This is a genomic window from Pseudomonas sp. CYM-20-01, assembly GCF_023169845.1.
Lineage (GTDB): Bacteria > Pseudomonadota > Gammaproteobacteria > Pseudomonadales > Pseudomonadaceae > Aquipseudomonas > Aquipseudomonas azotoformans.
Genome location: NZ_AP025169.1, coordinates 4,226,378 through 4,248,940 on the forward strand (window position 1 = coordinate 4,226,378; position 22,563 = coordinate 4,248,940).

Below are 22,563 nucleotides of genomic sequence, written 5' to 3' on the forward strand. Positions count from 1 at the left end.
TAAGGATGTAAAGAAGCCCCGGCCCCGTGCCGGGGTTTCTGTTTAATGTGCTTTCTTGCTGAAAAAACCCAATCAAACTGTGGGAGGGGGCTTGCCCCCCGATAGCAGTAGGTCAGGCACAGATAGTTCAACTGACACTCCCTCATCGGGGCAAGCCCCCTCCCACACTGACTATTATCCTGTTTCAGGACTGCACCGCATCTTAAATCCAGAGGCAACCATGACCTGGCAACCCCACATCACCGTCGCCACCATCGTCGAAGACAACGGCAAGTTCCTGATGGTCGAAGAGCTCAAGGGCGGCCGCGCCGTGCTCAACCAGCCTGCCGGCCACCTCGACCCAGACGAGACCCTGACCGAGGCCGCCGTACGCGAGACCCTCGAAGAAACCGGCTGGGACGTCGAAGCCATCGGCATCGTCGGCATCTACCTGTACACCGCCCCCAGCAACGGCGTGACCTACCAACGGGTCTGCTTCATCGCCAAGGCCCTGAAACACCACCCGGACTATCAACTCGACGAAGGCATCCTCCGCGCCCGCTGGCTGAGCCGTGACGAGCTGATGAGCGTGCGCGACGACTGGCGCAGCGAGCTGATCATCCGCTGTATCGATGATTATCTGGCCGGCCACTGCCACAGTCTCGAATTGATCCGCCCTTCTCTTTAGCCTTGAAGGCCCGAGCCTGATAGAATCGCGTCCTTTTTCAAGACACCCGTTGAAACCCTATGCGTGATCCAGCCCCTTCTGACACACAAAAGAAGCGCGTCATCGTCGGCATGTCCGGCGGCGTGGATTCTTCCGTTTCCGCCGTTCTGCTCATGGAGCAGGGTTATGAGGTGGAAGGCCTGTTCATGAAGAACTGGGAAGAAGACGATGGAACGGAATACTGCACCGCCATGGACGACCTGGCGGATGCCCAGGCCGTGTGCGACAAGATTGGCATCAAGCTGCACACCGCCAACTTCGCCGCCGAGTACTGGGACAACGTGTTCGAGCACTTCCTGGCCGAATACAAGGCCGGCCGCACGCCGAACCCGGACATCCTGTGCAACCGAGAGATCAAGTTCAAGGCGTTCCTCGACTACGCCATGATGCTCGGTGCCGACCTGATTGCCACTGGCCACTACGTGCGCCGCCGCGACATCGATGGCCGCACCGAACTGCTCAAGGGCCTGGACCCGAACAAGGACCAGAGCTACTTCCTGCATGCCGTCGGCGGCGAACAGATCGCCAAGACCCTGTTCCCGGTAGGCGAGCTGGAAAAACCCGAAGTGCGCAGAATCGCCGAGAAACACGGCCTGGCTACCGCCAAGAAGAAGGATTCCACCGGCATCTGCTTTATCGGCGAGCGCCGCTTCAGCGACTTCCTCAAGCAATACCTGCCGGCGCAACCGGGTGAGATCCATACCACCGAAGGCGAAGTCATCGGCCGCCACCATGGCCTGATGTACCACACCATCGGCCAGCGCCAGGGCCTGGGCATCGGCGGCTTGAAAGACGCCGGTGAAGAGCCGTGGTACGTGCTGGTCAAGGACTTGGAAAACAACGTGCTGATCGTCGGCCAGGGCAACGAACACCCACTGCTGTTCTCCGGCGCCCTGCTCGCCTCCGAGATCTACTGGGTCAACCCGATCGACCTGAGCACGCCACGCCGCCTCACCGCCAAGGTGCGCTATCGCCAGAGCGACCAGCCGTGCACCCTGGAAAAAACCGCCACCGGCTACCGTGCCACCTTTGATGACCCGCAACGCGCGGTCACCCCAGGCCAGTCCGTGGTGTTCTACGATGGCGAAATCTGCCTGGGCGGCGGCGTGATTGAAATCGCCGAAGCCTGGAGCCACAAGGCATGAGCCCGACCCAGGAGCAATTGACGGCACTGGGCGGGGTGTTCCTCGCCGCGGTATTGGTGGACAAGATCGCCAAGACCGGCCAGGTCACCGAAGCCGGCCTGACCTGCATGCTCGGCAGCCTGCTGATCCGCGACCCCAAGGACACTCTGGAAGTCTACGGTGGCGACGACCTGGCGCTGCGTGAAGGTTACCGCGCACTGATCGGCGCCCTGGAGCGCGACCCCAGCACCCTGCAGCGCGAGCCGCTGCGCTATGCCCTGTCGATGCTCGGCCTGGAGCGCCAACTGGCCAAGCGCGAGGACATGCTGGAGGTCATCGGCAAACGCCTGCCGCAGATCCAGTCTCAGGTGGAACACTTCGGGCCGGCCCACGAGAACGTAATCGCCGCCTGTGGCGCGTTGTACCAGGACACCTTGAGCACCTTGCGCCAGCGCATCCAGGTGCACGGCGACATGCGCAACCTGCAACAACCGAACAACGCCTCGAAAATCCGCGCCCTGCTGCTGGCCGGTATTCGTTCGGCGCGGTTGTGGCGCCAGTTGGGCGGCCATCGTTGGCAGCTGGTGATCAGCCGTCGCAAATTGCTCAAAGAGCTTTACCCGTTGATGCGCAACGAATAAGTCGCAGCAGCAGGCCATTTTCAAGCCGTTACGCGTAATACGCCGGTCAGTTGGCAACGGACCGGCGGATTTTTTCATGTATGATACGCGCCCCATTTCGTTGCCCGACTGTCCGAGAACACCCCATGCAGCTCTCTTCGCTCACTGCGGTTTCCCCTGTAGACGGCCGCTACGCCGGCAAAACCCAGGCCCTGCGCCCTATTTTCAGCGAATACGGCCTGATCCGTGCTCGTGTACTGGTTGAAGTGCGCTGGCTCCAGCGCCTGGCCGCTCACCCCGCCATCAGCGAAGTGCCGGCGTTTTCCGCCGAAGCCAACGCTGTGCTCAACACCCTGGCGGAAAACTTCTCCCTGGAGCACGCCGAGCGTGTGAAAGAGATCGAGCGCACCACCAACCACGACGTCAAAGCCATCGAATACCTGCTCAAAGAGCAAGCGGCCAAGCTGCCGGAACTGGCCCAGGTCAGCGAATTCATCCACTTTGCCTGCACCAGCGAGGACATCAACAACCTGTCCCACGCCCTGATGCTGCGCGAAGGCCGTGATGACGTGATGCTGCCGCTGATGCGCCAGACCGCCAACGCCATCCGCGAACTGGCGATCCGCTTCGCCAACGTGCCGATGCTGTCGCGCACCCACGGCCAGCCGGCGTCGCCGACCACCCTGGGCAAAGAACTCGCCAACGTGGTGTACCGCCTGGAGCGCCAGATCGCTCAAGTCGCCGCCGTACCGCTGCTGGGCAAGATCAACGGCGCCGTGGGCAACTACAACGCCCACCTGTCGGCCTACCCTGAGATCGATTGGGAAGCCAACGCCCGTGCCTTCATCGAAGATGAGCTGGGCCTGGGCTTCAACCCGTACACCACGCAGATCGAACCGCACGACTATATCGCCGAGTTGTTCGACGCCATTGCGCGCTTCAACACCATCCTGATCGACTTCGATCGCGATATCTGGGGCTACATCTCCCTGGGCTATTTCAAGCAGCGCACCATTGCCGGTGAAATCGGTTCGTCGACCATGCCGCACAAGGTCAACCCGATCGACTTCGAAAACTCCGAAGGCAACCTCGGCATCGCTAACGCCCTGTTCCAGCACCTGGCCAGCAAGTTGCCGATCTCCCGCTGGCAGCGCGACCTGACCGACTCCACCGTACTGCGCAACCTCGGCGTAGGCTTCGCTCACAGCGTGATCGCGTACGAGGCCAGCCTCAAAGGCATCAGCAAGCTGGAGCTTAACGAGCAGAAGATCGCCGCTGACCTGGACGCGTGCTGGGAAGTCCTGGCCGAGCCAATCCAGACCGTGATGCGCCGCTACAACATCGAAAACCCATACGAGAAGCTCAAAGAGTTGACGCGCGGCAAGGGCATCAGCCCTGAAGCGCTGCAGACTTTCATCGACGGCCTGGACATGCCAGCCGCCGCCAAGGCCGAGCTGAAACTGCTCACCCCGGCCAACTACATCGGTAACGCTGTAGAGCAAGCCAAGCGCATCTGATCATCGCAAGACCCTTTGAGACGCCCGGCCGCGCCGGGCGTTTTTATTCCAGTCTGAAAAGTGCTTTTTTTCAATAGGTTACACATGAATCCTGATATCCCTCTTCAACTTCTGGGCGGCATCACGGCACGGGAATTCCTGCGCGACTACTGGCAGAAAAAACCGCTGCTGATCCGCCAGGCCATTCCTGATTTCGAAAGCCCGATCGACGCCGACGAACTGGCCGGCCTGGCGCTGGAAGAAGAAGTCGAGTCGCGCCTGGTGATCGAGCACGGCGAGCGCCCCTGGGAACTGCGCCGCGGCCCGTTCGCCGAAGACGCCTTCAGCACCCTGCCCGAGCGCGAGTGGACCTTGCTGGTGCAAGCCGTCGACCAGTTCGTACCGGAAGTGGCCGAGCTGCTGGAGCAGTTCCGCTTCCTGCCGAGCTGGCGCATCGACGATGTGATGATCAGCTTCGCCGCACCGGGCGGCAGCGTTGGCCCGCACTTCGACAACTACGACGTGTTCCTGCTGCAAGCCCAGGGCAAGCGCAACTGGAAGATCGGCCAGATGTGCAGCTCCGAAAGCCCGCTGCTGCAGCACGCCGACCTGCGCATCCTCGCCGAATTCGAAGAAAGCGCCGAGTGGGTCCTGGAACCGGGCGACATGCTCTACCTGCCACCACGCCTGGCGCATTTCGGCATTGCCGAAGACGACTGCATGACCTATTCCGTGGGCTTCCGTGCACCGAGCGCGGCCGAAGTGCTGACCCACTTCACCGACTTCCTCAGCCAGTACCTGACCGACGAAGAGCGCTACACCGACGCTGACGCCCAGCCGGTCAGCGACCCGCACCAGATCCAGAGCGACGCGCTGGACCGCCTCAAGAGCCTGCTGGCCGAGCACATGAGCGACGAGCGCATGCTGCTGACCTGGTTCGGCCAGTTCATGACCGAACCGCGCTACCCAGAACTGGTAGCCGGCGAAGAGTTGGGCGAAGACGACTTCATCAGCAGCCTGCAAGATGGCGCCATCCTGGTACGCAACCCGAGCGCGCGCCTGGCCTGGTCCGAAGTGGACGACGATGTATTGCTGTTCGCCAGTGGCCAGAGCCGTTACCTGCCAGGCAAACTGCGTGAGCTGCTCAAGCTGGTGTGCTCGGCCGATGCGCTGCACAGCGAGAACCTGGGCGAATGGCTGGCGGACGAAGACGGCCGCGATCTGCTGTGCGAATTGGTCAAGCAAGGAAGCCTGGGATTTGCCGATGAATAGGATTCACGTAAGTGTCGCGGACTGGCAAAAGGATATCGCCGAGATTCGGCGCATTCGTGAAGCGGTGTTTATCGCTGAACAATCGGTTCCACCGGAGCTGGAGTGGGACGCGGACGACGCCGGCGCAGTGCATTTCCTTGCATTCGAAGGTAATTTTCCGATCGGCACCGCTCGCCTGCTGCCCAGCGGCGAGATCGGGCGCGTGTCGGTACTCAAGGATTGGCGCGGGCTTAAAGTCGGCGACAAGCTGATGGAAGCGGTGATTGGCGTGGCCGAGCAACGCGGCCAGACCAAGCAGTTCCTGAGTGCGCAGGTGTATGCCGCGCCGTTCTATGAGCGACTGGGCTTCAAGATCGTCAGCGACGAATTCCTGGAAGTCGGGATTCCGCATGTGGATATGGTGCGCGAGGGCTGATTCGAGACCGCGTCGCTGCCATCGGGGGCAAGTCGAATCGTCGCACCGCCCCTCCCACATTTTGACCGAGTAAGTCCTTTGGAATGCGGTCAAGTGTGGGAGGGGGCTTGCCCCCGATAGCCATTTCAGCAACACCAACAATGCCCTGCCATGCCAGGGCATTTTGCCGTCTAGGATTCAACTTGCACCCGGCCAGGCCGACAAACTGGCACTATCAAGCCTAAATGACTCGCAGAGATAACGGACATGTCCCTACGCACCCTGCTCACCGCCCTCCTGTTAGCCACCAGCGTCACGGCCATGGCCGACACCGAAGTGGTCAACCTGAGCAACCGTACCAGCGCAGACCTGCTGCCCGTGGCGCAGAACTTCATCGGCAAGGACGGCACCGTCAGCGCTTATGGCAACCAGCTGATCGTGAAGGCCGACCCCGGCAAGATCCAGGACCTGCGCGCCTTGCTGTCTCAGCTGGACACTCCGGCCAAACGCCTGCTGATCACCGTCGACACCAACGAAAACAACCAGCAGAACACCGGTGACAGCCAGACGCGCATCATCAGCTACGGCACCACCAGCCGCGACGGCGGTACGCAGCAGATCCAGGCCAGCGAAGGCGTGCCTGCGCTGATCCAGGTCGGCCAGAGCGTACCGCTGACCACCACCCAGCAAGATAGCTACGGCCGCCTGCAAAATCAGACCCAGTATCGCAACGTGACCCAGGGCTTCTATGTGACCGCGAGCGTCACCGGCGAGACCGTGCACCTGGCGATCAGCACCAATCGTGACCGCATGAGCCAGGAGCGTCCCGATGTAGTGAACGTACAGAGTACCGACACAACCATCAGTGGGCGCCTAGGCGAGTGGATCACCCTGTCCGGCATCAATCGCGAGACCCAGGCTGATAAATCCTCTACAACCCGCAGCTACTCTACTCAGGGCCGTGATGACCTGACGGTGCGGGTCAAGGTCGACACCCTGAACTGAAGCACCAAAAACTGACTGATGAGTCGTATTAGACTAAAGATGTAGTGCTTGAAAAAAAGCACTACAAAACATTTGACGATCCAAAAAAGCCTGGGCATGATGGCCTCGCTCCCGCTAATCAGGGGCCCTGGCAAGGGCCTTCGGATCGCGCTCCAAGCTACCCACCTGAGCCGATTCGTGTCTGTACCGCCCACAAGGCGTGTTTGACGAGGTTGCGACTGGAACGAAGTTGTCCCGAGGGACGGAAGCTAACCAGGTAACCCGGCTACACGCTGTTGAACACCCGAGGGCCCACGACGCCCGAAGACTGTTCTCGGCCCGCCTGTACCTGCCCGACCCTCTCGCCACTCGTTCATCCCGTCGCATTCCCCGCCAGACCCGACATGACCGCCTAAGCTTCTGGTCAGCGAGCAGCCCTGCCCACGCACTTGAATGCAGGGCTGGCAAATGGATTTTTCCACCACACGAAGACGCGACGAGGTTTACTTCCATGGCACTGACACGCGAACAGCAAATTGCAGCCCTCGAGAAAGACTGGGCTGAAAACCCACGCTGGAAAGGCGTGACCCGCGCTTATTCCGCTGCTGACGTCGTCCGCCTGCGTGGCTCGGTTCAACCTGAGCACACCTTTGCAAAACTCGGCGCCGAGAAGCTGTGGAAGCTGGTTACCCAAGGGGCCAAGCCTTCCTTCCGTCCCGACAAAGATTTCGTCAACTGCATGGGCGCCCTCACTGGCGGCCAGGCAGTCCAGCAGGTGAAAGCCGGTATCCAGGCGATCTACCTGTCCGGCTGGCAAGTGGCGGCGGACAACAACTCCGCCGAATCCATGTACCCCGACCAATCGCTGTACCCGGTGGACTCGGTGCCGACCGTGGTCAAGCGCATCAACAACTCGTTCCGTCGCGCCGACCAGATCCAGTGGAAAGCCGGCAAGAACCCGGGCGATGAAGGCTACATCGACTACTTCGCGCCGATCGTGGCCGACGCCGAAGCCGGTTTCGGCGGCGTACTCAACGCCTACGAGCTGATGAAGAGCATGATCGAGGCAGGCGCTGCCGGCGTGCACTTCGAAGACCAACTGGCTTCCGTGAAGAAATGCGGCCACATGGGCGGCAAGGTCCTGGTTCCAACCCAGGAAGCTGTACAGAAGCTGACCGCTGCCCGCCTGGCCGCTGACGTTGCCGGCACGCCAACCATCATCCTGGCGCGTACCGATGCCAACGCGGCTGACTTGCTGACTTCGGACTGCGACCCGTATGACCAGCCCTTCGTGACTGGCGAGCGCACCCAGGAAGGCTTCTACAAGGTACGTGCCGGTCTCGACCAGGCCATCGCCCGCGGCCTGGCCTACGCGCCGTACGCCGACCTGATCTGGTGTGAAACCGCCAAGCCGGACCTGGACGAAGCCCGTCGTTTCGCCGAGGCGATCAAGAAGGAATACCCGGACCAACTGCTGTCCTACAACTGCTCGCCGTCCTTCAACTGGAAGAAGAACCTGGACGACGCGACCATCGCCAAGTTCCAGCGCGAACTGTCCGCCATGGGCTACAAGCACCAGTTCATCACCCTGGCCGGCATCCACAACATGTGGCACAGCATGTTCAATCTGGCGCACGACTACGCCCGCAACGACATGACCGCCTACGTGAAGCTGCAGGAGCAGGAGTTCGCTGACGCCGCCAAGGGTTACACCTTCGTGGCTCACCAGCAGGAAGTGGGCACCGGCTACTTCGACGACATGACCACCGTGATCCAGGGCGGCACCTCGTCCGTGACCGCGCTGACCGGCTCGACCGAAGAAGAGCAATTCCACTGATCGACTGAGTACACGGCCACTGCGGCCCCAAGGAAGACCTAACCGCAGTGCCGCACAAAGATCACGCCCCGACCTGTTCGGGGCGTTTTTTTTGCCCCGTGAAAAACCTCCCTGTCAAAATGAAGATCAACCTGTGGGAGGGGGCTTGCCCCCGATGGCGGCGGGTCAATCACAGACGTATCAACTGACATCCCGTCATCGGGGGCAAGCCCCCTCCCACACTGGAAATGCCGACGCGGCTCTGGATTTTGTGCAAAACATTGATCCAGAGCGGTATTGGCACGAATAAAATCGGTTAAAAGATCCCCGTCGGCAACTAAGCGGTATTCAACCAAGTAACAGCAACTTCCCTCGCCCCACCACACACACCCGCTTAAAATCCGCGCAAACAATATTCATTATCATTTAGCGCATGAAAACTTCGTTACCGGTTAAACAAAACACATTTGATTAAATGCCCGCTAATGCCCGCCACATAAGGGCTGCAGCCCCAAGAAGGTGCACTATGTGCTTATTCCATCGAATAATTTCGCCATAGGAATTTTACTTGCCCGGTGTTTAGCCATAAAATCACCGCGATTGATTGCAGTGCGACATATCGTCACTGCATCGTTACTTTTTCGAGCTCAGAGACCTTTGCTCTCTGTTAAGGATTTCCAGCATGACCGAAGCGACAGGACTCATGGCCCACAACTGGGGCTTTGCCATTTTCCTCCTCGGTGTTGTCGGCCTCTGCGCCTTCATGCTCGGTGTTTCCAGCCTCCTCGGGTCAAAAGCCTGGGGCCGCAGCAAAAATGAACCGTTCGAGTCCGGCATGCTGCCTACAGGTGGCGCCCGCTTGCGGCTCTCAGCCAAATTCTATCTGGTCGCGATGCTGTTCGTGATCTTCGATATCGAAGCCCTCTTTCTCTTTGCCTGGTCTGTGTCCGTCCGCGAAAGCGGCTGGACCGGATTCGTCGAAGCCCTCGTTTTCATAGCAATTCTGTTGGCAGGCCTTGTCTACCTATTCCGAGTGGGCGCCCTTGACTGGGCTCCGGAAGCTCGTCGTAAGCGGCAAGCGAAGCTGAAACAATGAGGCTTTGGCGATGCAATACAATCTCACCAGGATCGACCCGGATGCTCCTAACGAGCAGTACCCCATCGGCGAACGGGAAACCGTTTCCGACCCGTTAGAAGACCAAGTCCACAAAAACATCTACATGGGCAAGCTGGAAGACGTGCTGAGTGGCGCGGTCAACTGGGGGCGTAAAAACTCCCTGTGGCCGTACAACTTCGGTCTTTCGTGCTGCTACGTGGAAATGACCACCGCCTTCACGGCGCCCCACGACATCGCGCGCTTTGGCGCCGAAGTTATCCGGGCCTCGCCGCGCCAGGCGGATTTCATGGTTATCGCCGGTACCTGCTTCATCAAGATGGCGCCGATCATCCAGCGTCTCTACGAGCAAATGCTCGAGCCGAAGTGGGTTATCTCCATGGGTTCGTGCGCCAACTCCGGTGGCATGTACGACATCTATTCCGTCGTTCAAGGGGTGGACAAGTTCCTGCCCGTGGACGTCTACGTGCCTGGCTGCCCGCCTCGCCCTGAAGCGTTCCTGCAAGGCTTGATGCTGTTGCAGGAATCGATCGGCAAGGAGCGTCGTCCGCTTTCCTGGGTCGTCGGTGATCAAGGCGTGTACCGCGCCGAGATGCCGTCGCAAAAGGAACAGCGCCGCGAACAGCGAATCGCAGTCACAAACCTGCGCAGCCCCGACGAAGTCTGATCCAGCACCGCTTCTTTTATAGAACGAACACCTGGCTTCATTCTTTACGTTGACCGAAAGCGATAAAAAACCATGACTACAGGCAGTGCTCTGTACATCCCGCCTTATAAGGCAGACGACCAGGATGTGGTCGTCGAACTCAATAACCGTTTTGGCCCTGACGCCTTTACCGCCCAGGCCACGCGCACCGGTATGCCGGTGCTGTGGGTGGCGCGTGCCAAGCTCGTCGAAGTCCTGACCTTCCTGCGCAACCTGCCCAAGCCGTACGTCATGCTCTATGACCTGCATGGCGTGGACGAGCGTCTGCGCACCAAGCGCCAGGGGCTGCCGAGCGGCGCCGATTTCACCGTGTTCTACCACCTGATGTCGCTGGAACGTAACAGCGACGTGATGATCAAGGTCGCACTAAACGAAAGCGACTTGAGCATCCCGACCGTCACCGGTATCTGGCCGAACGCCAGCTGGTACGAGCGCGAAGTCTGGGACATGTTCGGCATCGACTTCCCGGGCCACCCGCACCTGACGCGCATCATGATGCCGCCGACCTGGGAAGGTCACCCGCTGCGCAAGGACTTCCCGGCGCGCGCTACCGAATTCGACCCGTTCAGCCTCAACCTCGCCAAGCAGCAGCTTGAAGAAGAGGCTGCGCGCTTCCGTCCGGAAGACTGGGGCATGAAGCGCTCCGGCACCAACGAGGACTACATGTTCCTCAACCTGGGCCCGAACCACCCTTCGGCCCACGGTGCCTTCCGTATCATCCTGCAACTGGACGGCGAAGAAATCGTCGACTGCGTGCCGGACATCGGCTACCACCACCGGGGCGCCGAGAAGATGGCCGAGCGCCAGTCGTGGCACAGCTTCATCCCGTACACCGACCGTATCGACTACCTCGGCGGCGTGATGAACAACCTGCCGTACGTGCTCTCGGTCGAGAAGCTGGCCGGTATCAAGGTGCCGGATCGCGTCGACACCATCCGCATCATGATGGCCGAGTTCTTCCGGATCACCAGCCACCTGCTGTTCCTGGGTACCTATATCCAGGACGTCGGCGCCATGACCCCGGTGTTCTTTACCTTCACCGACCGTCAGCGTGCCTACAAGGTCATCGAAGCCATCACCGGTTTCCGCCTGCACCCGGCCTGGTACCGCATCGGCGGCGTGGCCCACGACCTGCCGAATGGCTGGGAACGCCTGGTCAAGGAATTCATCGACTGGATGCCCAAGCGTCTGGACGAGTACCAAAAGGCGGCGCTGGATAACAGCATCCTCAAGGGTCGTACCATCGGCGTCGCGCAGTACAACACCAAGGAAGCCCTGGAATGGGGCGTCACCGGTGCCGGCCTGCGTTCCACCGGCTGCGATTTCGACCTGCGTAAAGCGCGCCCGTACTCCGGCTACGAGAACTTCGAGTTCGAAGTGCCGCTGGCGGCCAATGGCGATGCCTACGACCGCTGCATCGTGCGCGTCGAAGAAATGCGCCAGAGCCTGAAGATCATCGAGCAATGCATGCGCAACATGCCGGCCGGCCCGTACAAGGCGGATCACCCGCTGACCACGCCGCCGCCGAAAGAGCGCACGCTGCAGCACATCGAAACCCTGATCACGCACTTCCTGCAGGTTTCGTGGGGTCCGGTAATGCCGGCCAACGAGTCCTTCCAGATGATCGAAGCGACCAAGGGTATCAACAGTTATTACCTGACGAGCGATGGCGGCACCATGAGCTACCGCACCCGGATTCGTACCCCAAGCTTTGCCCACTTGCAGCAGATCCCTTCGGTGATCAAAGGCGAGATGGTCGCGGACTTGATTGCGTACCTGGGTAGTATCGATTTCGTTATGGCCGACGTGGACCGCTAAGCATGAACAGCACGCTTATCCAGACAGACCGTTTCACCTTGAGTGAAACCGAGCGCTCGGCCATCGAGCACGAGCTGCATCACTACGAAGACCCGCGCGCGGCGTCGATCGAAGCCTTGAAGATCGTCCAGAAAGAACGTGGCTGGGTGCCGGACGGCGCCCTCTACGCCATCGGCGAGATCCTCGGCATCCCCGCCAGCGACGTTGAAGGGGTGGCCACGTTCTACAGCCAGATCTTCCGTCAGCCGGTGGGCCGCCACATCATTCGCGTGTGCGACAGCATGGTCTGCTACATCGGCGGCCACGAATCCGTGGTCAGCGAGATCCAGAACAAGCTGGGCATCGGCCTCGGCCAGACCACTCCGGACGGCCGCTTCACGCTGCTGCCGGTGTGCTGCCTGGGCAACTGCGACAAGGCGCCGGCGTTGATGATCGACGACGACACATTCGGTGACGTGCAGCCTGCTGGCGTGACCCAATTGCTCGAGGGCTACCCATGACCCTGACTTCTTTCGGCCCGGCCAACCTGATCAAGCGTTCGCCCGAGACCCACCCGCTGACCTGGCGCCTGCGTGACGATGCCGAGCCGGTATGGCTCGACGAATACCAGGCCAAGAACGGTTACGCCGCTGCGCGCAAAGCCTTCGCCGACATGGCCCAGGACGATATCGTCCAGACCGTGAAAGACGCCGGCCTCAAGGGCCGCGGCGGTGCAGGCTTCCCCACGGGCGTGAAGTGGGGCCTGATGCCCAAGGACGAATCCATCAACATCCGCTACCTGCTGTGCAACGCGGATGAAATGGAGCCGAACACCTGGAAAGACCGCATGCTGATGGAGCAACTGCCCCATCTGCTGATCGAAGGCATGCTGATCAGCGCCCGCGCGCTGAAAACCTACCGGGGCTACATCTTCCTGCGTGGCGAATACACCACCGCCGCCAAGCACCTCAACCGTGCCGTGGAAGAAGCCAAGGCCGCCGGCCTGTTGGGCAAGAACATCCTCGGTTCGGGTTTTGACTTCGAACTGTTCGTGCACACCGGCGCCGGGCGCTACATCTGCGGTGAAGAAACCGCACTGATCAACTCCCTCGAAGGCCGCCGCGCCAACCCGCGCTCCAAGCCGCCCTTCCCTGCCGCCGTAGGCGTGTGGGGCAAGCCGACCTGCGTGAACAACGTCGAGACCCTGTGCAACGTGCCGGCGATCATCGCCGACGGCGTGGACTGGTACAAATCGTTGGCCCGCGAAGGCAGCGAAGACATGGGCACCAAGCTCATGGGCTTCTCCGGCAAGGTCAAGAACCCGGGCCTGTGGGAGCTGCCGTTCGGCGTGACCGCACGCGAGCTGTTCGAGGACTACGCCGGCGGCATGCGCGACGGCTACACCTTGAAAGCCTGGCAGCCAGGCGGCGCCGGTACCGGTTTCCTGTTGCCCGAGCACCTCGACGCACAAATGTATGCCGGCGGCATCGGCAAGGTGGGCACCCGGATGGGTACCGGCCTGGCGATGGCGGTCGACAACACCGTGAACATGGTGTCCTTGCTGCGCAACATGGAGCAGTTCTTTGCCCGCGAGTCCTGCGGCTTCTGCACCCCATGCCGCGACGGTCTGCCATGGAGCGTGAAGCTGCTGATGGCCCTGGAAAACGGCGAAGGCCGCGAGGGTGACATCGAGACCCTGCTGGGTCTGGTCGGTTTCCTCGGCCCAGGCAAGACCTTCTGTGCTCACGCACCGGGCGCCGTGGAACCATTGGGCAGCGCAATCAAATACTTCCGCTCGGAGTTCGAAGCCGGCATCGCGCCTACCAGTGCCGCCGTCCCGCCTCTGGCGAGGCCGATCGTAGTCGGCGCGTAACGCTTTAACAGGTGAAGGGTCCGTGCCCTTCACCTGCTCATGGGCTGACGCCGTAAAGGCTGTGTTGACGCCCATGAATAACAAGATTCCATTAGCCACGCCCGCTGACAACGGGCCAACGAAGAACTTTGAACCATGGCCACTATCCACGTAGACGGCAAAGCGCTCGAAGTCGATGGGGCAGACAACCTGTTACAGGCATGTCTCTCACTAGGCCTCGACATCCCATATTTCTGCTGGCATCCCGCGCTTGGTAGCGTCGGGGCCTGTCGCCAGTGTGCGGTCAAGCAATACACCGACGAGAACGACACCCGTGGTCGTATCGTCATGTCCTGCATGACCCCAGCCACCGACAACACCTGGATCTCCATCGACGATGAAGAATCCAAGGCGTTCCGCGCCAGCGTTGTCGAATGGCTGATGACCAACCACCCCCACGACTGCCCGGTCTGTGAGGAAGGCGGTCACTGCCACCTGCAAGACATGACGGTGATGACCGGCCACAACGAGCGCCGTTATCGCTTCACCAAGCGTACCCACCAGAACCAGGACCTCGGCCCGTTCATTTCCCACGAAATGAACCGCTGCATCGCCTGCTATCGCTGCGTACGCTTCTACAAGGACTACGCCGGCGGCACCGACCTGGGCGTATTCGGCGCCCACGACAACGTGTACTTCGGTCGCGTTGAAGACGGCGTGCTCGAAAGCGAGTTCTCCGGCAACCTCACCGAGGTCTGCCCGACCGGTGTATTCACCGACAAGACCCACTCCGAGCGCTACAACCGCAAATGGGACATGCAGTTCGCCCCGAGCATCTGCCATGGCTGCTCCAGCGGTTGCAACATCTCCCCGGGCGAGCGCTACGGCGAACTGCGTCGCATCGAAAACCGCTTCAACGGTTCGGTCAACCAGTACTTCCTGTGCGACCGTGGCCGTTTCGGCTATGGCTACGTCAACCGCGAAGACCGCCCACGCCAACCACTGTTGGCCGACGGCGCCAAGCTGAGCCTGGACGACGCGCTGGATAAAGCCGCCGACCTGCTGCGCGGCCGCAACATCGTCGGTATCGGCTCGCCGCGCGCCAGCCTCGAAAGCAACTTCGCGCTGCGCGAGCTGGTCGGTGCCGAGCACTTCTACTCCGGTATCGAAGCCGCTGAGCTGGAGCGCATCCGCCTGGTCCTGCAGGTGCTGAACGACAGCCCGCTGCCCGTACCGAACATGCGCGACATTGAAGACCACGACGCGATCTTCGTGCTCGGTGAAGACCTGACCCAGACCGCCGCCCGCATCGCCCTGTCGCTGCGCCAGTCGGTCAAGGGCAAGGCCGAAGACATGGCCGACGCCATGCGCGTCCAGCCCTGGCTCGACGCCGCGGTGAAAAACATCGGCCAGCACGCGCTGAACCCGTTGTTTATCGCGAGCATCGCTGAAACAAAGCTCGACGACATCGCCGAAGAATGTGTACACGCAGCGCCGGACGACCTGGCGCGCCTCGGTTTCGCCGTGGCCCACGCCCTGGACGCAAGCGCGCCTGCCGTCGACGGCCTGGACACCGAAGCCGTCGAACTGGCCCAGCGCATTGCCGACGCCCTGCTGGCGGCCAAACGCCCATTGATCATTGCCGGCACCTCGCTGGGTTCCAAGGCGCTGATCGAAGCCGCCGCCAACATCGCCAAGGCCTTGAAGCTGCGCGACAAGAACGGTTCCATCAGCCTGGTGGTGCCAGAGGCCAACAGCCTCGGCCTGGCCATGCTCGGTGGCGAGTCCCTGGACGCTGCCCTGCAAGCGGTGACCGACGGCAAAGCCGACGCCATCGTGGTGCTGGAAAACGACCTGTACACCCGCACCGATGCCGCCAAGGTTGACGCTGCACTGAACGCGGCCAAAGTGCTGATCGTCGCCGATCACCAGAAGACCGCCACCAGCGACCGTGCCCACCTGGTACTGCCGGCCGCCACCTTCGCCGAAGGCGACGGCACCCTGGTCAGCCAGGAAGGCCGCGCCCAGCGCTTCTTCCAGGTGTTCGATCCGAAGTACATGGATGCCAGCATCCTGGTTCACGAAGGCTGGCGTTGGCTGCATGCCCTGCGCGCCACCCTGCTGAACCAGCCGATCGACTGGACCCAACTCGACCACGTCACCGCAGCCACCGCTGCCAGCGCCCCGCAACTGGCGCGGATTGTCGACGCTGCACCGTCCGCCTCGTTCCGCATCAAGGGCATGAAACTGGCCCGTGAACCGCTGCGTTACTCCGGTCGTACCGCCATGCGCGCCGACATCAGCGTGCATGAACCGCGTACCCCGCAAGACAACGACACCGCGTTCGCCTTCTCCATGGAAGGTTACTCGGGTTCGGTCGAACCGCGTCAGCAGGTGCCGTTCGCCTGGTCGCCGGGCTGGAACTCGCCGCAGGCCTGGAACAAGTTCCAGGACGAAGTCGGTGGTCACATCCGCGCTGGCGACCCGGGCACCCGCCTGATCGAAAGCACCGGTGATGCGCTGAACTGGTTCGCCGCCGTACCGCGTCCGTTCAACCCGGCCCAGGGCACCTGGCAGGTCGTGCCGTTCTTCCACTTGTTCGGCAGTGAAGAGAACTCCTCCAAGGCCGCGCCGGTGCAAAGTCGCATTCCTGAGGCCTACGTATCCGTGGCCAAGTCCGAAGCCGACCGCCTGGGCGTCAACGAAGGTGCCTTGCTCAGCCTGAACGTGGCCGGCCAGACCCTGCGTCTGCCGCTGCGCATCAACGACGAGTTGGGTGCCGGGCTGGTTGCACTGCCTAAAGGCCTCGCCGGTATCCCGCCGGCGATCTTTGGCAAAACCGTTGACGGTCTGCAGGAGGCAGCGCAATGACCTGGTTCACCCCTGAAGTGATCGACGTGATCATCTCGGTCGTCAAGGCCATCGTGATCCTGTTGGCCGTGGTCGTCGCGGGCGCCCTGCTCAGCTTCGTCGAACGTCGCCTGCTGGGCTGGTGGCAGGACCGCTACGGTCCGAACCGCGTTGGCCCGTTCGGCATGTTCCAGATCGCCGCCGACATGCTGAAAATGTTCTTCAAGGAAGACTGGACCCCGCCGTTTGCCGACAAGGTGATCTTCACCCTGGCACCGGTCGTGGCCATGAGCGCCTTGCTGATCGCCTTCGCGATCATCCCGATCACCCCGACCTGGGGCGTGGCGGACCTGAACATCGGCTTGCTGTTCTTCTTCGCCATGGCCGGTCTGTCGGTCTATGCGGTGCTGTTCGCCGGCTGGTCGAGCAACAACAAGTTCGCCCTGCTGGGCAGCTTGCGGGCTTCGGCCCAGACCGTGTCCTACGAAGTGTTCATGGGCCTCGCGCTGATGGGCATCGTGGTGCAGGTCGGCTCGTTCAACATGCGCGACATCGTCGAGTACCAGGCGCAGAACCTGTGGTTCATCATTCCGCAGTTCTTCGGCTTCTGTACCTTCTTCATCGCTGGCGTGGCCGTGACTCACCGTCACCCGTTCGACCAGCCGGAAGCGGAACAGGAACTGGCCGACGGTTACCACATCGAATACGCCGGCATGAAGTGGGGCATGTTCTTCGTCGGTGAATACATCGGCATCATCTTGATCTCGGCCCTGCTGGTCACGCTGTTCTTCGGCGGCTGGCACGGACCGTTCGGCATCCTGCCGCAGTTGGCGTTCTTCTGGTTCTTCCTGAAGACCGCGTTCTTCATCATGTTGTTTATCCTGCTGCGCGCTTCCATTCCGCGTCCACGATATGACCAGGTGATGGATTTCAGCTGGCGCTTCTGCCTGCCGCTGACCCTGATCAATTTGCTGGTGACTGCTGCCGTGGTGCTGATGCACGCGCCAGCGGCTGCGGTTCAGTGAGGATTTGACCCATGTTCAAATATATTGGCGACATCGTTAAGGGTACCGGTACCCAGTTGCGAAGCCTGGTGATGGTTTTCGGCCATGGCTTTCGCAAACGCGACACCCTGCAATACCCGGAAGAAGCGGTGTACCTGCCGCCGCGCTATCGCGGCCGCATCGTACTGACCCGCGACCCCGACGGCGAAGAGCGTTGCGTAGCCTGCAACCTGTGCGCCGTGGCGTGCCCGGTGGGTTGCATCTCCCTGCAGAAAGCTGAAACCGAAGACGGTCGCTGGTACCCGGACTTCTTCCGCATCAACTTCTCGCGCTGCATTTTCTGCGGCCTCTGCGAGGAAGCTTGCCCGACCACCGCAATCCAGCTCACGCCGGATTTCGAGATGGCCGAGTTCAAACGTCAGGACCTGGTGTACGAGAAAGAAGATCTGCTGATCTCTGGTCCCGGTAAAAACCCTGATTACAACTTCTATCGTGTTGCAGGTATGGCCGTTGCCGGTAAGCCGAAAGGCGCCGCACAAAACGAAGCCGAGCCGATCAACGTGAAGAGCTTGCTGCCTTAAGGAAGAAAGATGGAATTCGCTTTCTATTTCGCATCGGGTATCGCGGTTGTGTCCACGCTTCGCGTGATCACCAACACCAACCCTGTGCACGCCCTGCTCTACCTGATCATTTCGCTGATCGCCGTGGCCATGACCTTCTTCAGCCTCGGCGCGCCGTTCGCCGGTGTACTGGAAGTGATCGCCTACGCCGGCGCCATCATGGTGCTGTTCGTGTTTGTGGTGATGATGCTCAACCTGGGGCCGGCTTCGGTCGCCCAGGAACGCGTCTGGCTCAAGCCCGGCATCTGGCTCGGCCCGGTTGTCCTGGCAGCGCTGCTGCTGGGTGAACTGCTGTATGTGCTGTTCGCTCACCAGAGCGGCCAGGCCATCGGCCACACCACCGTGGATGCAAAAGCCGTGGGCATCAGCCTGTTCGGCCCGTACCTGCTGGTGGTCGAACTGGCGTCGATGCTGCTGCTCGCTGCAGCCGTCACCGCCTTCCACTTGGGCCGCAACGAAGCCAAGGAGCAATGACGATGCCTGCTATCCCTTTGGAGCATGGTCTGGCGGTCGCCGGCATCCTGTTCTGCCTTGGCCTGGTCGGCCTGATGGTCCGCCGTAACATTCTGTTCGTGTTGATGAGCCTGGAAATCATGATGAACGCCGCGGCACTGGCGTTCATCGTTGCGGGTGCACGTTGGGGCCAGCCAGATGGACAAGTGATGTTCATCCTGGTGATCAGCCTGGCAGCCGCCGAGGCCAGTATTGGCCTGGCGATCCTGCTGCAACTGTATCGTCGCTTCCACACGCTTGATATCGACGCTGCCAGTGAGATGCGCGGATGAACATGATCTTTCTGACTTTCGTATTCCCCCTGATCGGTTTCCTGCTGCTGTCGTTCTCCCGTGGACGCTGGTCGGAAAACCTCTCGGCCCTGGTGGGCGTGGGTTCCATTGGCCTGTCGGCGATCGTCGCCGCCTACGTCATCTGGCAATTCAACGTGGCGCCGCCGGAAGGCGGTCACTACACCCTGGTGCTGTGGCAGTGGATGTCGGTGGAGGGCTTCAAGCCCAACTTCGCCCTCTACGTCGACGGCCTGTCGATCACCATGCTCGGCGTGGTCGTCGGCGTGGGCTTCCTGATCCACCTGTTCGCGTCCTGGTACATGCGCGGTGAAGCCGGCTACTCGCGCTTCTTCTCGTACACCAACCTGTTTATCGCCAGCATGCTGTTCCTGGTGCTCGGCGATAACCTGTTGTTCCTGTACTTCGGCTGGGAAGGCGTGGGCCTGTGCTCGTACCTGTTGATCGGTTTCTACTACAGCAACCGCAACAACGGTAACGCAGCCCTCAAGGCGTTTATCGTCACCCGCATCGGCGACGTGTTCATGGCCATCGGCCTGTTCATCCTGTTCCAGCAAGTGGGCACGCTGAACATCCAGGAACTGCTGGTGCTGGCACCGCAGAAATTCCAGGTCGGTGACTTCTGGATCACCCTGGCTACCCTGATGCTGCTGGGCGGCGCCGTGGGTAAATCCGCGCAACTGCCACTGCAAACCTGGCTGGCAGACGCGATGGCTGGCCCTACCCCGGTTTCCGCACTGATCCACGCGGCCACCATGGTCACCGCCGGTGTCTACCTGATCGCCCGTACCCACGGCCTGTTCACCCTGGCGCCGGACATCCTGCATCTGGTCGGCATCGTGGGTGGCGTGACCCTGGTCCTGGCCGGCTTCGCTGCCCTGGTGCAGACCGACATCAAGCGCATCCTCGCCTACTCGACCATGAGCCAGATCGGCTACATGTTCCTGGCCCTGGGCGTTGGCGCCTGGGACGCGGCGATCTTCCACCTGATGACCCACGCCTTCTTCAAGGCCCTGCTGTTCCTCGCGTCCGGTGCGGTGATCGTTGCCTGCCACCACGAGCAGAACATCTTCAAGATGGGCGGCCTGTGGAAGAAACTGCCACTGGCCTACGCCAGCTTCATCGTCGGTGGTGCCGCCCTGGCCGCCCTGCCGCTGGTGACCGCCGGTTTCTACTCGAAGGACGAAATCCTCTGGGAAGCCTTCGCCAGCGGTAACCAGAACCTGCTGTACGCAGGCCTGGTGGGTGCGTTCATGACCTCGCTGTACACCTTCCGCCTGATCTTCATCACCTTCCACGGTGAAGCCAAGACTGAAGCTCACGCAGGTCACGGCATCTCGCACTGGTTGCCATTGTCGGTACTGATCATCCTGTCGACCTTCGTCGGCGCCATGATCACTCCGCCGCTGCACGGTGTTCTGCCGCAAAGCGTCGGGCATGCCGGCGGCGCAGCCCAGCACAGCCTGGAAATCGCCTCGGGTGCCATCGCCATCGCCGGTATCCTGCTGGCGGCCCTGCTGTTCCTCGGCAAGCGTCGCTTCGTGACAGCCGTCGCCAACAGTGGCATTGGCCGCTTCCTGTCGGCCTGGTGGTTCGCTGCCTGGGGCTTCGACTGGATCTACGACAAACTGTTCGTCAAGCCTTACCTCGCCATCAGCCACATGCTGCGCAAGGACCCGCTCGACCAGACCATCGGTCTGATCCCGCGTGCCGCCAAGGCCGGTCACACCGCCCTGAGCCGCAGCGAGACCGGGCAACTGCGTTGGTATGCAGCCTCCATGGCTGCCGGTGCTGTGCTGGTGATCGGCGCCATCGTTGTGGTAGCGGTCTGACTATGAATATTGCGAACCTGCGAAAGGAAACGAGCCTGTCATGATTCTGCCCTGGCTAATCCTGATCCCCTTTATCGGCGGCCTGCTCTGCTGGATGGGTGAACGCTTCGGCGCCACCCTCCCCCGCTGGATTGCGTTGCTGACCATGTCCCTGGAACTCGCGCTCGGCCTCTGGCTGTGGGCCCATGGCGACTATTCATTTGCTCCGGCACCGGGTGTCGATCCCACCTTCGCGCTTGAATTCAAGCACGTGTGGATCCAGCGCTTCGGCATCAACGTGCACCTGGCCCTCGACGGCCTGTCGCTGTTGATGATCCTGCTGACCGGCCTGCTGGGTATCCTCTCGGTACTCTGCTCCTGGAAAGAGATCCAGCGTCACGTGGGCTTCTTCCACCTGAACCTGATGTGGATCCTGGGCGGTGTCGTCGGCGTGTTCCTCGCCCTCGACCTGTTCATGTTCTTCTTCTTCTGGGAAATGATGCTGGTGCCGATGTACTTCCTCATCGCGCTCTGGGGTCACAGTTCTTCGGACGGCAAGAAAACCCGGATCTACGCGGCGACCAAGTTCTTCATCTTCACCCAGGCTTCCGGCCTGATCATGTTGGTGGCGATCCTGGGGCTGGTGCTGGTCAACTTCAACAACACCGGCGTGATTACCTTCAACTACGCCGACCTGTTGAAGACCAAGATGTCCCTGACCACCGAGTACATCCTGATGCTGGGCTTCTTCATCGCCTTCGCGGTGAAGCTGCCGGTGGTGCCGTTCCACTCCTGGCTGCCCGACGCTCACGCCCAGGCGCCGACCGCCGGCTCCGTGGACCTGGCCGGTATCCTGCTGAAGACGGCGGCCTACGGCCTGCTGCGTTTCGCCCTGCCGCTGTTCCCGAATGCCTCGGCCGAGTTCGCGCCGATCGCCATGACCCTGGGTCTGATCGGGATCTTCTACGGTGCGTTCCTGGCCTTCGCCCAAACCGACATCAAGCGTCTGATTGCCTTCTCGTCCGTTTCCCACATGGGCTTCGTACTGATCGGCATCTACTCCGGCAGCCAACTGGCGCTGCAAGGCGCGGTGATCCAGATGTTGGCCCACGGTGTCTCAGCCGCGGCACTGTTTATCCTGAGTGGCCAGCTGTACGAGCGCCTGCACACCCGTGACATGCGTGAAATGGGTGGCGTATGGTCGCGCATCGCCTACCTGCCGGCGATCAGCCTGTTCTTCGCCGCCGCGTCCCTGGGCTTGCCGGGCACCGGCAACTTCATCGGCGAGTTCCTGATCCTGATGGGTGCCTTCGTGCAAACGCCGTGGATCAGTGCGATTGCTACCTCCGGCCTGGTGTTCGGTTCGGTCTACTCGCTGATCATGATCCACCGCGCCTACTTCGGCCCGGCCAAGTCCGACACCGTCCTGCAAGGGATGGACGCTCGCGAACTGATCATGGTGCTCGGCCTGGCGGTACTGCTGATCTACATCGGCGTGTACCCGCAACCGTTCCTGGACACTTCTGCCGCAACGATGCATGGCGTGCAGCAGTGGTTCGGCACCGCCTTCTCTCAACTCGCTTCGGCCCGGTAA

General features: G+C 61.3%; 20 protein-coding genes. All 20 read left to right on the forward strand.

Annotation, left to right across the window (positions count from 1 at the left end; all coding sequences use genetic code 11):
* Nucleotides 1–220 precede the first annotated feature (220 nt).
* On the forward strand, nucleotides 221–667 hold the full coding sequence (locus tag M2497_RS18920; protein WP_248482308.1) for an NUDIX hydrolase: 447 nt from the start codon (nucleotides 221–223) through the stop codon (nucleotides 665–667).
* A gap of 59 nt (nucleotides 668–726) precedes the next feature.
* Complete coding sequence (mnmA, locus tag M2497_RS18925; RefSeq protein WP_248482309.1) at nucleotides 727–1,851, forward strand: tRNA 2-thiouridine(34) synthase MnmA; 1,125 nt, start codon at nucleotides 727–729, stop codon at nucleotides 1,849–1,851.
* Nucleotides 1,848–2,471 carry a high frequency lysogenization protein HflD gene (hflD, locus tag M2497_RS18930; RefSeq protein WP_058425015.1) on the forward strand — a complete coding sequence of 208 codons (624 nt, stop codon included), beginning with the start codon at nucleotides 1,848–1,850 and terminating at the stop codon, nucleotides 2,469–2,471. Before mnmA ends, hflD begins: the two co-directional genes overlap by 4 nt.
* 125 nt (nucleotides 2,472–2,596) lie before the next feature.
* Nucleotides 2,597–3,967, forward strand: coding sequence for an adenylosuccinate lyase (purB, locus tag M2497_RS18935; RefSeq protein ID WP_248482310.1), 1,371 nt, complete (start codon nucleotides 2,597–2,599; stop codon nucleotides 3,965–3,967).
* A gap of 84 nt (nucleotides 3,968–4,051) precedes the next feature.
* Nucleotides 4,052–5,218 carry a cupin domain-containing protein gene (locus M2497_RS18940; protein ID WP_093123834.1) on the forward strand — a complete coding sequence of 389 codons (1,167 nt, stop codon included), beginning with the start codon at nucleotides 4,052–4,054 and terminating at the stop codon, nucleotides 5,216–5,218.
* Nucleotides 5,211–5,633: a GNAT family N-acetyltransferase gene (locus M2497_RS18945; RefSeq protein ID WP_248482312.1), complete on the forward strand. Its 423-nt coding sequence runs from the start codon at nucleotides 5,211–5,213 to the stop codon at nucleotides 5,631–5,633. The genes M2497_RS18940 and M2497_RS18945 overlap by 8 nt, the downstream gene beginning before the upstream one ends.
* Before the next feature lie 246 nt (nucleotides 5,634–5,879).
* Nucleotides 5,880–6,617, forward strand: coding sequence for a secretin N-terminal domain-containing protein (locus M2497_RS18950; protein ID WP_248482314.1), 738 nt, complete (start codon nucleotides 5,880–5,882; stop codon nucleotides 6,615–6,617).
* 490 nt (nucleotides 6,618–7,107) lie between these two features.
* A complete protein-coding gene (gene aceA, locus M2497_RS18955) occupies nucleotides 7,108–8,433 on the forward strand; it encodes an isocitrate lyase (RefSeq protein WP_005789113.1) in 1,326 nt (441 codons plus the stop codon).
* 661 nt (nucleotides 8,434–9,094) lie between these two features.
* On the forward strand, nucleotides 9,095–9,508 hold the full coding sequence (locus tag M2497_RS18960) for an NADH-quinone oxidoreductase subunit A (protein ID WP_003219575.1): 414 nt from the start codon (nucleotides 9,095–9,097) through the stop codon (nucleotides 9,506–9,508).
* A gap of 10 nt (nucleotides 9,509–9,518) precedes the next feature.
* Nucleotides 9,519–10,193: an NADH-quinone oxidoreductase subunit B gene (locus tag M2497_RS18965; RefSeq protein WP_003174719.1), complete on the forward strand. Its 675-nt coding sequence runs from the start codon at nucleotides 9,519–9,521 to the stop codon at nucleotides 10,191–10,193.
* A 72-nt stretch (nucleotides 10,194–10,265) separates the two neighbouring features.
* On the forward strand, nucleotides 10,266–12,050 hold the full coding sequence (gene nuoC / locus M2497_RS18970; RefSeq protein WP_029293360.1) for an NADH-quinone oxidoreductase subunit C/D: 1,785 nt from the start codon (nucleotides 10,266–10,268) through the stop codon (nucleotides 12,048–12,050).
* Nucleotides 12,051–12,052: 2 nt separating this feature from the next.
* The gene (gene nuoE, locus M2497_RS18975) at nucleotides 12,053–12,550 is read left to right on the forward strand and encodes an NADH-quinone oxidoreductase subunit NuoE (protein ID WP_003174721.1); all 498 of its coding nucleotides are present in this window, start codon (nucleotides 12,053–12,055) and stop codon (nucleotides 12,548–12,550) included.
* A complete protein-coding gene (gene nuoF / locus M2497_RS18980) occupies nucleotides 12,547–13,902 on the forward strand; it encodes an NADH-quinone oxidoreductase subunit NuoF (RefSeq protein WP_003174722.1) in 1,356 nt (451 codons plus the stop codon). The genes nuoE and nuoF overlap by 4 nt, the downstream gene beginning before the upstream one ends.
* Before the next feature lie 135 nt (nucleotides 13,903–14,037).
* Nucleotides 14,038–16,752, forward strand: a complete 2,715-nt coding sequence (gene nuoG / locus M2497_RS18985) for an NADH-quinone oxidoreductase subunit NuoG (RefSeq protein WP_248482315.1) — start codon at nucleotides 14,038–14,040, stop codon at nucleotides 16,750–16,752.
* Nucleotides 16,749–17,756: an NADH-quinone oxidoreductase subunit NuoH gene (gene nuoH / locus M2497_RS18990; RefSeq protein WP_058425021.1), complete on the forward strand. Its 1,008-nt coding sequence runs from the start codon at nucleotides 16,749–16,751 to the stop codon at nucleotides 17,754–17,756. The genes nuoG and nuoH overlap by 4 nt, the downstream gene beginning before the upstream one ends.
* A gap of 11 nt (nucleotides 17,757–17,767) precedes the next feature.
* Nucleotides 17,768–18,316, forward strand: a complete 549-nt coding sequence (gene nuoI / locus M2497_RS18995) for an NADH-quinone oxidoreductase subunit NuoI (RefSeq protein ID WP_003174725.1) — start codon at nucleotides 17,768–17,770, stop codon at nucleotides 18,314–18,316.
* Between the two features lie 9 nt (nucleotides 18,317–18,325).
* Nucleotides 18,326–18,829, forward strand: coding sequence for an NADH-quinone oxidoreductase subunit J (gene nuoJ / locus M2497_RS19000; RefSeq protein ID WP_016974048.1), 504 nt, complete (start codon nucleotides 18,326–18,328; stop codon nucleotides 18,827–18,829).
* Nucleotides 18,830–18,831: 2 nt separating this feature from the next.
* On the forward strand, nucleotides 18,832–19,140 hold the full coding sequence (gene nuoK, locus M2497_RS19005; protein ID WP_003174727.1) for an NADH-quinone oxidoreductase subunit NuoK: 309 nt from the start codon (nucleotides 18,832–18,834) through the stop codon (nucleotides 19,138–19,140).
* Nucleotides 19,137–20,990, forward strand: a complete 1,854-nt coding sequence (gene nuoL / locus M2497_RS19010; protein WP_248482317.1) for an NADH-quinone oxidoreductase subunit L — start codon at nucleotides 19,137–19,139, stop codon at nucleotides 20,988–20,990. The genes nuoK and nuoL overlap by 4 nt, the downstream gene beginning before the upstream one ends.
* A gap of 40 nt (nucleotides 20,991–21,030) precedes the next feature.
* Nucleotides 21,031–22,563, forward strand: a complete 1,533-nt coding sequence (gene nuoM / locus M2497_RS19015; protein WP_010209575.1) for an NADH-quinone oxidoreductase subunit M — start codon at nucleotides 21,031–21,033, stop codon at nucleotides 22,561–22,563.

What these genes read in the sequence shown, in the direction of transcription:
- nuoL (WP_248482317.1), top strand. Translation starts at nt 19,137, where the DNA reads ATGAACATGATCTTTCTGACTTTCGTATTCCCCCTGATCGGTTTCCTG.
- mnmA (WP_248482309.1), top strand. Translation starts at nt 727, where the DNA reads ATGCGTGATCCAGCCCCTTCTGACACACAAAAGAAGCGCGTCATCGTC.
- M2497_RS18945 (WP_248482312.1), top strand. Translation starts at nt 5,211, where the DNA reads ATGAATAGGATTCACGTAAGTGTCGCGGACTGGCAAAAGGATATCGCC.
- purB (WP_248482310.1), top strand. Translation starts at nt 2,597, where the DNA reads ATGCAGCTCTCTTCGCTCACTGCGGTTTCCCCTGTAGACGGCCGCTAC.
- nuoI (WP_003174725.1), top strand. Translation starts at nt 17,768, where the DNA reads ATGTTCAAATATATTGGCGACATCGTTAAGGGTACCGGTACCCAGTTG.
- nuoE (WP_003174721.1), top strand. Translation starts at nt 12,053, where the DNA reads ATGAACAGCACGCTTATCCAGACAGACCGTTTCACCTTGAGTGAAACC.
- aceA (WP_005789113.1), top strand. Translation starts at nt 7,108, where the DNA reads ATGGCACTGACACGCGAACAGCAAATTGCAGCCCTCGAGAAAGACTGG.
- M2497_RS18965 (WP_003174719.1), top strand. Translation starts at nt 9,519, where the DNA reads ATGCAATACAATCTCACCAGGATCGACCCGGATGCTCCTAACGAGCAG.
- nuoG (WP_248482315.1), top strand. Translation starts at nt 14,038, where the DNA reads ATGGCCACTATCCACGTAGACGGCAAAGCGCTCGAAGTCGATGGGGCA.
- M2497_RS18960 (WP_003219575.1), top strand. Translation starts at nt 9,095, where the DNA reads ATGACCGAAGCGACAGGACTCATGGCCCACAACTGGGGCTTTGCCATT.
- nuoK (WP_003174727.1), top strand. Translation starts at nt 18,832, where the DNA reads ATGCCTGCTATCCCTTTGGAGCATGGTCTGGCGGTCGCCGGCATCCTG.
- nuoC (WP_029293360.1), top strand. Translation starts at nt 10,266, where the DNA reads ATGACTACAGGCAGTGCTCTGTACATCCCGCCTTATAAGGCAGACGAC.
- hflD (WP_058425015.1), top strand. Translation starts at nt 1,848, where the DNA reads ATGAGCCCGACCCAGGAGCAATTGACGGCACTGGGCGGGGTGTTCCTC.
- nuoH (WP_058425021.1), top strand. Translation starts at nt 16,749, where the DNA reads ATGACCTGGTTCACCCCTGAAGTGATCGACGTGATCATCTCGGTCGTC.
- nuoF (WP_003174722.1), top strand. Translation starts at nt 12,547, where the DNA reads ATGACCCTGACTTCTTTCGGCCCGGCCAACCTGATCAAGCGTTCGCCC.
- M2497_RS18920 (WP_248482308.1), top strand. Translation starts at nt 221, where the DNA reads ATGACCTGGCAACCCCACATCACCGTCGCCACCATCGTCGAAGACAAC.
- nuoJ (WP_016974048.1), top strand. Translation starts at nt 18,326, where the DNA reads ATGGAATTCGCTTTCTATTTCGCATCGGGTATCGCGGTTGTGTCCACG.
- nuoM (WP_010209575.1), top strand. Translation starts at nt 21,031, where the DNA reads ATGATTCTGCCCTGGCTAATCCTGATCCCCTTTATCGGCGGCCTGCTC.
- M2497_RS18940 (WP_093123834.1), top strand. Translation starts at nt 4,052, where the DNA reads ATGAATCCTGATATCCCTCTTCAACTTCTGGGCGGCATCACGGCACGG.
- M2497_RS18950 (WP_248482314.1), top strand. Translation starts at nt 5,880, where the DNA reads ATGTCCCTACGCACCCTGCTCACCGCCCTCCTGTTAGCCACCAGCGTC.